Source organism: Pseudoalteromonas sp. SG45-1 (assembly GCF_014164135.1).
Lineage (GTDB): Bacteria > Pseudomonadota > Gammaproteobacteria > Enterobacterales > Alteromonadaceae > Pseudoalteromonas > Pseudoalteromonas distincta.
Genome location: NZ_JACJEP010000014.1, coordinates 81544 through 95704 on the forward strand (window position 1 = coordinate 81544; position 14161 = coordinate 95704).

10 protein-coding genes are annotated in these 14161 nt (G+C 37.5%); 3 read left to right on the plus strand and 7 right to left on the minus strand.

All coding sequences use genetic code 11. The features are described 5' to 3' along the window. Positions 1 to 16 precede the first annotated feature (16 nt). Genes H5117_RS12995 through H5117_RS13005 form a run of 3 tightly spaced genes read right to left on the minus strand, consistent with a single transcriptional unit; the run spans position 17 to position 5164 of the window. Complete coding sequence (locus tag H5117_RS12995) at positions 17 to 4519, minus strand: EAL domain-containing protein (protein WP_182716616.1); 4503 nt, start codon at positions 4517 to 4519, stop codon at positions 17 to 19. A gap of 25 nt (positions 4520 to 4544) precedes the next feature. Next, complete coding sequence (locus H5117_RS13000) at positions 4545 to 4946, minus strand: GNAT family N-acetyltransferase (RefSeq protein ID WP_182712853.1); 402 nt, start codon at positions 4944 to 4946, stop codon at positions 4545 to 4547. A 14-nt stretch (positions 4947 to 4960) separates the two neighbouring features. Continuing rightward, complete coding sequence (locus H5117_RS13005; RefSeq protein WP_024596204.1) at positions 4961 to 5164, minus strand: DUF3283 family protein; 204 nt, start codon at positions 5162 to 5164, stop codon at positions 4961 to 4963. A gap of 119 nt (positions 5165 to 5283) precedes the next feature. On the opposite strand from H5117_RS13005, the gene H5117_RS13010 reads away from it, so the two are divergent. Then, on the plus strand, positions 5284 to 5982 hold the full coding sequence (locus H5117_RS13010) for an ABC transporter substrate-binding protein (protein WP_182737075.1): 699 nt from the start codon (positions 5284 to 5286) through the stop codon (positions 5980 to 5982). On the opposite strand, the gene H5117_RS13015 is transcribed toward H5117_RS13010, so the two are convergent. Together H5117_RS13015 and H5117_RS13020 are read right to left on the minus strand one after the other, a co-directional pair. Beyond that, complete coding sequence (locus H5117_RS13015) at positions 5979 to 6224, minus strand: DUF1289 domain-containing protein (protein WP_008170756.1); 246 nt, start codon at positions 6222 to 6224, stop codon at positions 5979 to 5981. The two genes, H5117_RS13010 and H5117_RS13015, sit on opposite strands and share 4 nt — an antisense overlap. Positions 6225 to 6329: 105 nt before the next feature. Further along, positions 6330 to 7463 (minus strand): 1-acyl-sn-glycerol-3-phosphate acyltransferase, encoded by a 1134-nt coding sequence (locus H5117_RS13020; RefSeq protein ID WP_039488367.1) that lies wholly within the window; start codon positions 7461 to 7463, stop codon positions 6330 to 6332. Positions 7464 to 7852: 389 nt separating this feature from the next. On the opposite strand from H5117_RS13020, the gene H5117_RS13025 reads away from it, so the two are divergent. Both H5117_RS13025 and H5117_RS13030 read left to right on the plus strand, forming a co-directional pair. Then, positions 7853 to 8797 carry a D-2-hydroxyacid dehydrogenase gene (locus tag H5117_RS13025; protein ID WP_182712855.1) on the plus strand — a complete coding sequence of 315 codons (945 nt, stop codon included), beginning with the start codon at positions 7853 to 7855 and terminating at the stop codon, positions 8795 to 8797. Positions 8798 to 8982: 185 nt separating this feature from the next. After that, entirely contained in the window at positions 8983 to 9363 is a 381-nt protein-coding gene (locus H5117_RS13030) for a DUF3192 domain-containing protein (RefSeq protein WP_024596200.1), read from the plus strand. A gap of 68 nt (positions 9364 to 9431) precedes the next feature. Here H5117_RS13030 and H5117_RS13035 read toward each other — a convergent pair whose 3' ends face one another. Both H5117_RS13035 and H5117_RS13040 read right to left on the minus strand, forming a co-directional pair. Next, positions 9432 to 10331, minus strand: coding sequence for a diguanylate cyclase (locus H5117_RS13035; protein WP_024605076.1), 900 nt, complete (start codon positions 10329 to 10331; stop codon positions 9432 to 9434). Next, entirely contained in the window at positions 10315 to 14124 is a 3810-nt protein-coding gene (locus tag H5117_RS13040; protein WP_080670021.1) for a PAS domain-containing hybrid sensor histidine kinase/response regulator, read from the minus strand. Before H5117_RS13040 ends, H5117_RS13035 begins: the two co-directional genes overlap by 17 nt. Positions 14125 to 14161 lie beyond the last annotated feature (37 nt).

Here is a 14161-nt window from a genome sequence, read left to right on the forward strand (position 1 = left end):
ACAAGTACTGCTATGATTAATTAAATATATCACTCCAATCGCGATTAATAAGCGCGAGTACTTCGGTATTAGGTACCGGTTTACTAAATAAATACCCTTGGAAATGCTTGCACCCTCTCGCCTTTAAAAAAGCAAGTTGGTGCGAGCTTTCTACGCCCTCAGCGACACACTCTTTGCCTAAACTATCTGCAAGCGCGAGTGTTGATTGGATAATGGCCTCATCATCAGAGTCTATGCCTATGTCTTGTACAAAGCTTCTATCTATTTTAAGTACATCAATAGGGAAACGCTTTAAATAAGTAAGTGATGCGTAACCTGTACCAAAATCATCCATGTACAATCTACAACCCAACTTTTTAAGTTGTTCCATGCTGTGCAGCGCTTCTTTTGAATCACGCATTAATATTGATTCGGTTATTTCAAAAACAATTGCCTCAGATGATACACCTGAATTATTTAACGCTTTTTTAATTTCAGGTACGAGTTCTTTAAACTCAAAATCTAGTGCTGATAAGTTAATAGATAAATACAGGTTAGGTGAGGCTTTTCGCCACTCTTTTAACTCCAATAAAGCGCGCGCAAAGGTCTGCAGCATAATTTTTGTAATTAAGCCTATCCCCTCTGCAGCCAGCGAAAACTCTTGAGTTTGTACTAGTTTATTTTCGGGCCAACGCAGCAGCACTTCAAAGCCTTCTGTTTTTTGGCTCTTAGCATTAATAATAGGCTGATAGTAATTACAAAACTCTTCTTCTCGATACGCTCTAGTAAGCTGAGATTCAAGATGCAGCGCTCTTTGAACATGCTGGTTCATCTCTTGCTTATAAAACTGGTAGCGCCCTTCTAAAGAGTCTTTTGCATGATATAACGCTATGCTCGCAGCTTTTAAAAGTGCGGGGCCTTGCTCTGCGTCATCTGGCGATATCGACACACCAATACTTAAATTAACGTTTACAACTTGACCATTAATCGCAATATTTTGATTCACGCAATCCATCAACTTAGTACATATTATAAGTACTTGCTCTATCTGATGAATATCTTCTACTAACACGACAAACTCATCGCCACCAAATCGCGCAACACTATCCGATGGTCGCAAAGAGCACTTTAAGCGCTCAGCAACTTCTTTAATTAGCTCATCAGCCGCTTCGTGCCCTAATGAGTCATTAAAGTATTTAAAACGTTTAATATTGATATGTAACAAAGCCACTTTGCATCCATGCAGTTTTGCTTGTTCAAGGGCGTGTTCAACGCGGTCATTAAATAATGTACGATTTGGCAGCCCAGTTAAAGCATCGTAGTTGGCCAATAGGTGCAGCTCGTTTTCAGCTGATTTTTGTGCGTTTATATCGGTTAAAATAATGACATAACTATTAAGGCGCTGCTCGTTATCGGCCACTGCACTTATTTTCACAAGTACATGACGCGATTCACCATTAGCTAAAACCACACTGTCTTCGCACGAAAAATGCTCCCCAACAGATAGCTTTTGCATAATGCGTAAATAATCAAAACGATTGCTGCGCGATATACCTAAATTTAAAGTCCGGCTAGATAACGACTCAGCGGTGAAGTTAAAGGCGGTTTGCAGTGATTTATTAGAAGCCCGAATATTTAAGTTTTTATCGAGTATAAACACCCAATCACGTGTTTGCTCAAATGCTGCCGTAAATAGTAAAGCGTGTTCTTCAAACACCATCTCACGGGTCATATTTGTATAAGTACCCGCTACTTTTTGTGGAGTTTTATCATCCCACTCAACTACTTTTCCAAAGTCCTTATACCAGCGCCAATAGCCTTTTGCATGGCGCAGGCGGTAGGTACAATTAAAGTAGCCTTTATCGGTAGATAAAAATTCAAGCCACTCTAAGCGAAATAGCTGTTTGTCCTGCGGATGAATTTTAGATAAATATTCATCAAGGCTTACGGTTTCATTTTCGTAGCTTAACTCACTCGCTAAGCGGGGTTGGTAAATGCTTGGGTTGCTCGACTCCCAATCCCAGACACCCGATTCGCTGCCTTCAAGTGCTAATTTTAAACGCGCTTCGCTTTCTTTACTTTCTTTATTTGCTGCCAATAAAATACGCTGAATTTTATTACGGCGCATAACCCACATAGCAACAAAACCAATAAACAGCATGGCGTAAAGCACCATAAAATAAGGTGCACGCCAAAGCGGATACTTTACTTTTATTTTTAAAATAGCAGGCGAGGTATATTCGCCAGTCAGGGGGTCTTTAGCCCAAACTTTTAATTGGTAATTACCTGGATTCAATTTTGGAAACAATACGCGGTTGTTATTTCGAGTATAACTTTTTTGTCCGTTATCGAGTTGATACTCATAAATAATGCGTTCTTGATTACTAAATGCCATAGCCGAAAATGCCACTTCAAGCCCAATATCATCATGGTTTAACACAACCTCGTTAAGAGGCTGTTTTAAATCAAGCGATAGATCTCGTGACATTAAATCAACTCGCGTAATATTTACGTGATCAATAAGTGACTGGTAATTTTGGTTTTCCATTGGGTGAAAATAAGTAAAACCTTTTAAGCTACCATACGCAATATGGCCATCTTTAAGCTGTGCCATGGCGTTACTATTAAACTCAGCAGAGAGTAACCCTTCTGACGTAGAAAATTGTTGAAAATGAAGTGTTTCTGGGTTTAATCGCCAAATGCCTTTATGGCTACTCATCCAGATCATGCCATCATCATCTAGCACCATATCGTAAAGCAATGTGCCTAATTTATTCTTCTCTAAATCGATTGTATGTACTAATTGATAAGTAGATGCGTCAAGGCCTATCAAGCCAAAATTAGAAAGTGATATCCACAATATATTGTTGTTATCAATTAAATAAGAAAGCACGCTAATGGCTACGTTTTCGTGCTGCTTTGGCACTTTGTAAATCATTTTAAGTGCTAAATCACTTGGGTTTACTTGATATAAAATTCCAGCATTAAAAAATAGTGGCGAGTCTGGCTTATTGCTCAACGCGGGTAAAAAGCCATGAGCTAAAAAGGGTTCAAACTGGTCAAACTGGCCACCCAGACGCGTTATTACTTGAGAATCTATATTGTATATAAATACCCCATGATCTGAGTGCACAAAGTATAGATCGCCATTTGGCATGAGTGTAACGCCATGCACTCTACCAGTAATCAGCTCTTGATCAGCAGGGTTATGCACTTTTGGTTCGCTAACTTGATGCGTTACAGGGTCAAAAATAAATAAACCACGGTTTGTATAAAGCCATAAATTATCTTTATAGGGCGTTATTTCATATACGGTAAACTCAGTGGTGAGTAAGTCGACTTTGTAGTCTTTTAAATAAGCTTTACCAATATTTGTTTTTAAATCAACCTCGGTAATACCGTTATGCGTTGCAAGCCAAAGCTTGTCTTTATATTCGGTAATCCCCCAGATAGAGTGATGTGATAAACCATCCCCCCCGAGCAAGGTGCCATCGACATTATTAAAATGATAGCTGTCGTGAGATAAGTAAAACGCTCCATCAGTCTTAGTCGCAACCCATGTACCACCCGATTTATCTTTAGCCATATCAATAATACTGGTATCGGCAAGTGTGTACTTACTTTTGGCTATTCGAGTATTTTTAATCAGCTCTTTTGTGTTTAAATCAAATTTAAACAAGCCTTTGTCGGTAGCTAAATCTATTGTTCCGTGTTCGTTTACTATGCTCCAAACATTTAAGTCACTTAGTAATACCTTACTTTTAAAAGGTAAATCTGGGCGTTCAAACATTTTTGATAAGTTACTAATATCAACTTCGTATAAGCCTTGTACCGCCCCTACTAACAACTGTTTATTTTCACCTAATGCGAAAGACTTCACATTATTTTGGTAAATATGCTCAGCTTCACCTTTTAAATGCTGTAGAGGTCTAACTTGCTCGGTGGCAATATCAAATACGTATGCACCATGGCTTGTACCTATAAATATATAACCATTGTAGGCAAACAGCTTTCTCACAAGGGTATTTTTATATTTAGCCGGAAGCTCAAAAATAGTTGTTATTTTTCCGGTTGCGATATCAAGCTTTGCAAAATCGCGGCCTCGCCCAATCCAAAGTGTTTTTTTATCAACGGCCACCATACTAAAAACAGACTGATTGATAATTTCTTCTTCACTGGTCGGTTTTTCTAGAAATTGCTGATATGAATCTGTTACGGGGTCGTATCTAAACAGGCCTGCAAGTAAAGAGGCTATCCAAATGTGCCCTTGAGGGTCTTGGTAAATACGATCGATGATCGCCTCTTCTAACTCACCATTAGGGCCGTTTATTGGAATAACTTGATAGCCATCATAACGATTAAGCCCGGCCTCTGTCGAAAGCCAAAGGTAACCGTTAGTGTCTATAAGCATTGTATTAACGTAGCTTTGTGATAAGCCTTCGCTAGGAGATAAACGTTTTACTTGTGCCCCTACTTGGCAACTTAGAATAGTTATTAAAACTACAAAGCAACTAATGATCCCATTAACGTATTTACTCATGCTTATTCCATATTATTATTTATTATTATGGGTACTCTAGAGCGACTATATTTCGATGTTTGTAAGTATCAAAAAGTACTTGTAAAGCAAGAGTATATGTTAACACCTGGTTAAAACCAATAGCACAATATAAATCAGCTACGTTTTCATATGCGAAGGTCTTTATCTCTCTATTTTGCGACTTTAAGAGTGTTGAAAGCAATTGTTTTGCAATCCCTTTACCGCGATGTCCCAGCGCAACAAACATGGTAGATAAAAATAAAAACTCTGTTTTATCTTGTAACCTACATGCTGCCACTATTTCATTATTATAGTAAGTAACCCATACCTTATCTTGTTTATTAGCACGCCCTCTTACGCTGTGCTTTTTGTAGAATTTATTCACAAGTGGGGTTTTTAGTTCATTTAACACTTCAACTTTATACATTTTTATATCGATATTTAGCTAAGCATTAGCGCTAAATACTGTTCAAATTTTTGTTTCAAAACCATTTGCTCTGCCACTGGGCGGCTGTGGATTGTGTTGTAAACTTGCTCTCTCGTTTTTTTATTACGCTTAATTTGATACGCCCAAAAAGACGCTTCATAATCTAACTGAATTTGATATTTTTCTTCACGTGGTAATAGGCATAAATTAAAACTCACAATACTTCCTCATTCGCTTTTAAGATTATTTGATTCCCCCTCTAAACTGGGCAAGAGGTAATCTCCTTGTTATTATACGCGTCTTATTTTATTTATTTCTGTAGTAATTGGAACTGATAATGAATAGACATTTTAGTATCTTGTTATTATTGGTAAATTTATTTTTTAGTGCCTCTTGTTTTAGTCATCAATACAACCTCACTTTTAATCGTCCGCAAAGTACACCTCAAGCTGATTATGCCCTCGAGCTATTAAAGTTAGCATACGCAGATATCGGTTTTAAAATACATATAATCGATTTTAGTCACCAAAATGCTTTGCTCGCTGCAAATAATGGCGTACTTGATGGGCAGTTAGGAAGAGATGCAAGCGTTGAAGAAAATTACGAAAACTTAATTAGAGTCGATTATGAGCTATTTAAGTTTGACTTAGTATTATATAAAAACTGTTTACCTAACAGTTTAGAACAGCTCGATAGCGTCGCAATTGTTGATGGCTACCCTGTGCAAGAACATTATTTAGCAAGCACACAGTTTGCAGGGAATATTATTAAAGTTAAAAGCATGAATACCCAACTTAATTTGCTTGCTCAGAAAAAAGTACAGGGAGCTTTGATGATTAACTTTATAATGCAAAATAATGAGCTCCCGTCACCTCAAGGCTGTTTTGTAAAAGAAGTATTGAGTACTTATCCGCTTTATCATTATTTAAATAAACGTAATGAAAACTTAGTAGAAAAGCTTAAAATGTCATTAATTAACCTAACTAACAATGGCACTGCGTACGCACTAAGAGCCAAATATGGATTAAGCTTTTAAAAGTCGAACCCTTGCTGCTGCGCCTGCGTGCTTGGCACTGCATTTTGCTGCTTTTTTTGAAGGTAGCGCTTGTAGCGCTGCTGGCACAAACTAAGCACCTTCTTTTTTTGGTCGTTCGATAAGGTATTCCACGAAAAGCGCTCATCCCGACTACGATAACACCCTTTGCAATACCCTCTGTTGTTAACTAAGCAAATACTTTTGCAAGGACTTGGAATATCAAATATTTCAATTTGTTGCATGCATAAGTACCGCCCAGTTGAAGAGGAGGTATTAGTATAGCGTTATTTTTGAGCAAAAAAAAAGCAGCAATTTAATTGCTGCTTAGTTTTGTTGAGCTGGGATTATTAATACTCACAGCTATTGGTATTTATCTCTGTTTTACGGTGAAATGGCTTAGCGTACATGGCCAGCACTAACGGTTTTAACTCTTCTGGTACACAGGCTAAACGCTGTTCAAACGTCGCTGTATCTGGAGAGTCTATTACCGCCTCTTTACAGCCACCAGCAATGTAATTACCTGGGTGCAAATAAAACGAATCTACAATTTGCCTATCAATTGTTTTAGCAAGCTCTTCAGCACTATCACATTTAGATTCGATTGGCTGTCCAAATGCTAAATGCACATGCCCTTTAGCTGAACTAAAACCTTCAACAATACTGGCAATATCTTCACCCGCTGACTTAATATATTCACCATGATGCTGTTTATGATAAAGCTCTTTAGCCTTAGCAATTGCACACGGTTCATATTGATAAGAAATAGAAACAGGCACTATTTTTAACTCTTTAATATAATCGCCAAATTCTTTCTTTTGTTTACGTCCATTTAATTGCAACATTTTTAAAAGGGCAGGATCTGTTTGATCAAAACCGTCTTTTGCACGTCCTTCTTTTTGTGCAATCCAAATAGAATTTCCACCGATTAAAGAGTCATAGATATATGACGATAACTGGGTTAATGCTTTTAACATTTCTTTTGGTGCTTTAGCAGAGCGCTTAACAATGAAACTTTTATTTAAACGCATAAGCTCAGTAATGTAAGGTATTTGCAATAAATTATCGCCAATAGCAATACGCACTGTTTTCATTTTATGCTGATATAAACCCCAATTAACTAATGCAGGATCAAGCACTATGTCTCTGTGGTTTGAAATAAATAAATAGGCCTGATTAGCGTCTAACTGTTCTAGCCCAGAAAAGGTAACTTTTGATGTGGTGCGCTTCACTAGTTTATCTAAGTATTGCGCCACTTCATTTTGCACATCTTCAACGGTGCTTACTTTGCCCCATTTTTTGCGTAACTGACTTCTTACCATTGGACGTGCAATAAAAGGCACTGCCGATAAAAAGCGCGGTAAATTATACTTTGCTATTACATCAATAAACGCATCATCGTTAATCAAACGTGTAAGCGACGCCGCAACTTCGTCGTCATTGTATGGGCGTATATCTGCGTATTTATCTTCTAATTCACTCATTACTACATCTACAATGTTAAAAAACGGCACGCTAAAGCGCACCGTTTATGTCTATATCCGATTATAACTCAGCCAATCTAAAATGCGAAATAACCAAAAAAACGATTTTTTATTTTAGCAACTTGCTTTAAAGCCGAGTTTAATTACCTTCTATGACCATAGGCTTGCTTATAAGTGCAAAAAAACTGATCAGTCTAGCAAAATACCATGTTCTCAATCTGCTAGTGGGCAGACCACTACTACATAGCCCTCTAATCATTTGGTAGTAATACCATTAACAAAGCCTTTCTTTCGTAGTACCTTAAGCCCATATTTTAGACTTTTGATGGATCGTAAGCCTCTTTTTTACGATTTTAACTCTTTCAGATCCACTTATTTTAGGGCTCATAATGAACATTACTATTCTTGATAACGCAACGTTAGCTAAAACATCTCTTTCGTGTATAGAACAACTTGGTAAATTAACGACTTATGAACTTACCAGCCCAGAGCAAGTTATTGAGCATTGCCAAGGCGCTGATGTATTAATCACTAATAAAGCAGTTTTGAATCGCGATACAATTAGTCAGCTAACACAACTGAAATTAATTTGCGTAAGTGCAACCGGTACTAATAATGTTGATTTAGAAGCCGCTAAAGAATTTGGTATTGCCGTAACTAATGTAGCTGGCTACTCAACCCCTTCAGTTGTTCAACATACATTTTCTTTAATTACTAACTTACTGGGTAACACCCACCGCTATCAGGCGGATTGCCAGCAAGGCGCATGGCAAAAAAGTGAAATGTTTTGCATACTCGATTACAGTTTTAACGACTTGCAAGGTAAAACATTTGCCATTATAGGCGGCGGTACGCTAGGCAAAGGCGTTGCTAAAGTGGCTGAGGCATTTGGCGCTAATGTTATTGTTGCAGAGCGTAAAGGGGTTAAATGTCGCGATGGTCGTACGCCTTTTGAAGACGTCATTAAAACAGCCGATATAATCAGCGTACACTGCCCGCTTACAGATGAAACACGTGATTTAATCGCACTTAATGAGCTTAAAATGATGAAGCCAAGCGCTATAATTATTAATACAGCACGTGGTGGTATTATTAACGAAGCCGACTTAGCAACAGCGCTTAAGCAAAACCTAATTGCTGGAGCGGGTGTTGATGTACTAACTAAAGAACCTGCTGAAACTTCAAATCCACTTGCTAATTACACAGGCAATAACTTATTACTTACTCCACATATTGCATGGGCAAGTACTGAATCTATTGTGCGTTTAATTAATGAAGTAAGTTTGAATATTGCGGCATTTACTAAAGGTGAATCACGCAACCGCTTGGTTTAATCATTTTATTGTAGTAATCAAATAAGCTAAAAAGTGGCTGTTTTTACTAATATATTTAATATTTTATTAGATAAAAACAGCTTAACTCACTTAACAAACTGATTCATAACAACTTATCAATATGGTCTACTCTTTGCTTTAATACAGTTAATAACCAATTAAAAATCTTATTAAGGTAAATAAAAATGAAAAAATCACTTTTAGCAGCCGCTTTAATCGCTCCATTTTTAACAGGCTGTGTTATTGCCGTGTCAGATGGCGAAGCTGAGACTCATTGGGCAGGGAAAAACTCATCAAGCTGGCAAGCACAGCATAAAAATAATCGTGAAGTTATATCGGAGCTAAAAATGGATAGCAGCTATCAGTCTGTTTTAACGCAATTAAAAACGCCTAATTTCACTGAGCTATTAAAAAAAGATGATGATGTATACCAAGTACTTTTTTATGTAACGCATAGCAAGCATTCAGATTCAAAAACAACAAAAGATGAATGTACGCCACTTGTATTTAAAAATGATAAGTTAGTGGGCATTGGTGACACCGCTTTAGGTATGATCACGCAGTAACCAATAAAAAGTAGTTCGATACAAAAATGCCAATATATGAATATTGGCGTTTTTTGTATATTAAGTTTTTAGCGTGCGACTATTCTATCTCTCCCTGCATCTTTAGCGGCATATAAGCCTAAATCGGCCTCTTCTAATAATGCTTGCTCAGCATACACCTTACCACTTTGTGTAGTGGCAATACCTATACTTATAGTGATGTGGTCTGCATTTAATGAAGCTTTATGTTCTATATTCAAAGCATTTACAGCATTGCGTAATTTATTAGCAAACTCCATTGCCTCGTGCTTATCAATTCCTGGTAGCACAGCAGCAAATTCTTCTCCGCCATAACGAGCAATAAAGTCACTGCCACGTTCACATTGAGCTGCAAGTGCTTGCGCAACATTCTTTAAACACTCGTCGCCAGCACGGTGTCCATAGCAATCGTTATAGCGTTTAAAGTGATCTATATCCATTAGTAACACCGATAGCGGTGTGCCACTTCGTTTGCTGCGGCGCCATTCTCGAGATAAGTTTTCATCAAGGTAGCGTCTATTTGGTATCTCAGTTAAGCCATCTATCGAAGCTAGCATTTCTAGCAAATCATTTTTTTGCTTTATGAGGAGTTGGTTGCGCACTCTAACGCGAACAATAGAAGGACTAAATGGCTTGGTTATGTAGTCCATTGCACCGAGCTCTAAACCCTTTGCTTCATCATCATGGCTACGATTGGCTGATATAAATATAATAGGAATAGACTGAGTTATTGGGTTCTCTTTAAGCTCCACAAGTACTTGATAGCCGTCAATTCCAGGCATAATTACATCAAGGATTATTAAATCAACTTGCGCTGTTTTTACAAAGGTCAGTGCTTTTTCACCACTTTCAACTAAGAACACGTCGTGTTCTGCTTTAAGTGTTTTTTCAAGTACTAATCTGTTGATTGGATCATCATCCACAATAAGTACTTTAGCTCTTTTCGACATCCCTAACCCCTAGCCCTTTTATAAAAACAATTACCTGTTCTAGCTGTATGATAAGCTCTTGTAGTGTAATCTCAATAGGCTTATTAGTTGTTTTAAGCGTTCTTTCACACAATAAAGCACAATGTGATAATCGTCTAAAACCTAAATTACCTGCTACACCCTTGATACTATGCACTAAACGTACCAAATCATCCTTATTGGTTGTTTCTTCTAGTTGCGATAGCTGGGTTTCACACAAGCTAGCAAACTTATCAATCATCGTATTAAGTAGTTTTTCATCCATACTAAACTGCGTTAAAGCAAATGATTTTTCAAAAAAGCTTGGTTTAACTAAGTTTAAATCAGCAATTGCATCAATAAGTACTTTAGCAACAACCGGTTTAGTTAAATGTTTATTCATGCCGCACTTTAAAGAACGTTCTACATCAGCAGGTTCACAATGAGCCGTTAAAGCAAAAATAGGCAGTTGCTTTGCGTCAAACTGTTGACGAATCAAAGCGGTTGCTTGACAGCCATCTATTTTCGGCATTTGCACATCCATCAATATTAAGTCAGGCTTCAAAACTTGCAATAACTCCATACCAATTGATGCGCTTAAAGCCGTAACAACATTTACGTTTGCTTGGCGCAGAACACTGCTAATTATTTCTAAGTTAAGCTGATTATCATCAATGGCTAATACAAGTAGACCCGATATATCAGCTTTACTTTCAGTTGCACTGTGTACTGCGGCACTTGTATTAACTATAGGCTTTTGCTGAGAGTTCAAACTAAATAGCCTTTGCCCTAATGCCGATGCTTTAACGTGATGCGCAGCTAAGTGCTCGCTTGTCGGTAAATTAAGTGTGTGCTGATGATTAATAATAATTACCGATGTTTCTTTAGCTGATAACGAATCATTAATCGCTTCAACATTTAAAAGTGCAGGTAAGTCAGCTGCATCAATTATTATTTTTTGAGTATTAGAGAGCTTAATTGGGTATTTTAGTACCTCATCTAAATTAATATTAGCAAGTTCGTTATATGCATTTGTCACCTGCTTAAGCTCTTTACTTTGATCAGATAAAATAGCCAATGTATTAGTCGGTAACACTGTGTTTTTAGTGGTATCAACTAAAAAGCTAATACTGAAATAAAATTCGCTGCCGTGGCCTTTTTTACTCTTTAAAGCAATCTCCCCACCCATTAACGATACTGCATGTTTAACAATAGCTAAACCTAGCCCAACCCCTTGGTGTATGCGGGTTGAAGATTCATCACCTTGAGTAAAAGCATCGAATAAGCGACTTTGATCAGCTTCATCTATACCCATGCCAGTATCGATTACTTTAAAGCAAATATGCTGTTGCTCTAGGCTATCGCTTTCAATAAGTTCCATTTTTAAAGTAATGGAACCTGTTTTTGTAAACTTAACGGCATTAGTTAATAAGTTACCTAATATTTGCTGCAAACGTATACTGTCGCATATCAAATCAGGTGCTATTAGCGGGTCAATATCAATAACAAATTCAATACCTTTTCCTTCGCACAATGGAGCCGTTAAGCTTTCACAAATATCCACCAGCTCAACCATGCTAAAAGACGCTTGTTTTAAATCGGTTTGCGAACCTTCAATACGTGCAAAATCAAGCATTCTATTAAGCATTAATAACAAGCTTTGTGCTGCATGCTTAGCTTGATCTGTTTGTTGTAGTTGCTTTTGCGTTAAGCCTTGCTCAATTAACATATCAAGCAACCCTAAAACAGCGTTCAAAGGGGTACGTATTTCATGACTTAAATTGGCTATAAAGCGGCTTTTAGCTAGGGTTGCTCGTTCGGCATCTAGTTTTGATTTAGTTAATGCACTCACATCCTGAATGTGTATAACATAATAAGCTGGATCGCGGTTTTCATCCCAGACAAGCGATACACTTAGTTGCAACCAGCTTGTTAAGCCCCCTTGAGCAAGCGTTAAATGGTATACGCGTTTTTTGTCATCTAGCAATTGCGCTAAAGTGCTTTTTATCTGCTTCCATTGGGAGTCATCAAATAATGCTTTCAACTGCTCCCCAACGAGTACTGGCTGATCAGAAAACTGCTTTCTTGCTGCTTTATTTACTTGCAATATGGTGTGTTCAAGCGAGAGTAAAACCACGCAGTTAGCCGCAAATTCAATTGCACTTCTAAATTTAGATTCAGATGATTTTAAGGCCAATAATGTTTGTTGCTGCTCGGTAATATCGCGACCAATGCCCATGGTTCCTAACAGGTGTTGGTGCTCGTTATAAAAAGGTGCAATAGTAAGTTGATACGATTTTGTATCGGTTTCTATTCGCTGTTCAACACTATTTCTGTTTTGTAATACTTGTTTTTCAAGCGCATTTATTTGCTGATCATTGTCACCTAAATCATCTACATATTTACCAACTAATGCAGTTTGATCTTTACCGATATATGCCTCAAATGCTTTATTGCATCCTAAGAATGAACCATCAATATTTTTAAAGTAAATAAGGTCTGGCACACTGTTTAGCATAGTGTTGAGTAAAGCTAAGTGGCGCTCTTTCGCTTCGTAACTGCGGCTTAGTTTTTCTGATTGCAGCTGAACTTGGTCGTCCAGAGCTTTATTTGCACTTTGTAATGAATCAACTAACTGTTTGTTTTTAGTAAATACACGCTTCACTTTAGAAAACCAAGGTTGCCAGCTCAGTGGAACTTTGTAATTTAGCTGCTCTTCTTGTTGTGTCCCGTTACTCTCAAGGTATGACATTAAGTGAGTCATCGGCTTTATAAAAATGCGCTGACTTAACCAAAAAAACACGCCAAACATAATACTTAAAAATAGCGTTAAAAAAGTAAACTCTAGTAATATCTCATACTTAATTGAGCTTATTAATTGGGGTTTGTGCTCGTAAAATGCGGCGTGAATAGGTAACTCATCCATAGGCTGCATAAAGTAATTACTATCACTAGTTAATACTGTTTTTTGACTCTGATGATCGGCCAAGTCTGGCCAATAATTTTTTAACGCAGTCGCTTGCTCTATTATCTGTTTAGAGCTGGCGATAATTTGATGCGATTGGTTCATAAAAACGTATTCACCACTGTTCGGTGACACCTTTTTTAACCATCCAGAAATTGCTTGAACATCATAAATTAAAATAATGTAATCGGCTGAGCCTGTGCTTCGTTGTCGACCAATAGCAAAATACGAATTGTCATTCACTTTAACAATAGGACTTGAAGTAAGTTTGTTTTGCGCAAATTTTGGCTTAAATTTTCCATTTAAAATTTCAGTAAGCATAAAACTTTGGCTTTTGTTGTGCCTGCTTACATAAGCAAAACCATTATCATCAACATACGCTACAGCAGATAACGACTGCATTAATGCAAGCGTTGTATTAAACGAAGGCCCTAATGTAATAGCCTGCTGCCACTGCATTAATGCCTTAGCAGATAACGCAAACTCACCTTTACCCACTATTTCAGTACTTTGATCAATAAAATGACGATAATAGTAACCATCATATTGATTTATGCCTTCGAGCAAATCTTGGTTTATTTTGGGATAAGTCGCTTGCTCGTATAAGTTAAACATGGTGGTAAGTAGATTACTCACCGAGTCCATCCCGTGGGTAACTTGCGCTGAAACATTTGTAAAGTCAGCTTGGCGTTTTTCAACCGTCCGCTCAAGCTTTATATTATATAAGTGCAAGCACAGTAAAAAAGCGACAATCAATGGCACTAACAGCGCAATAAATAATGAACGATAATAATGCTTCAGAGGTAAAAAATTCAATGTACTGCCTGCCATTTGGCTCGAAAATCAATCGATAGACTATCGAGCCAAT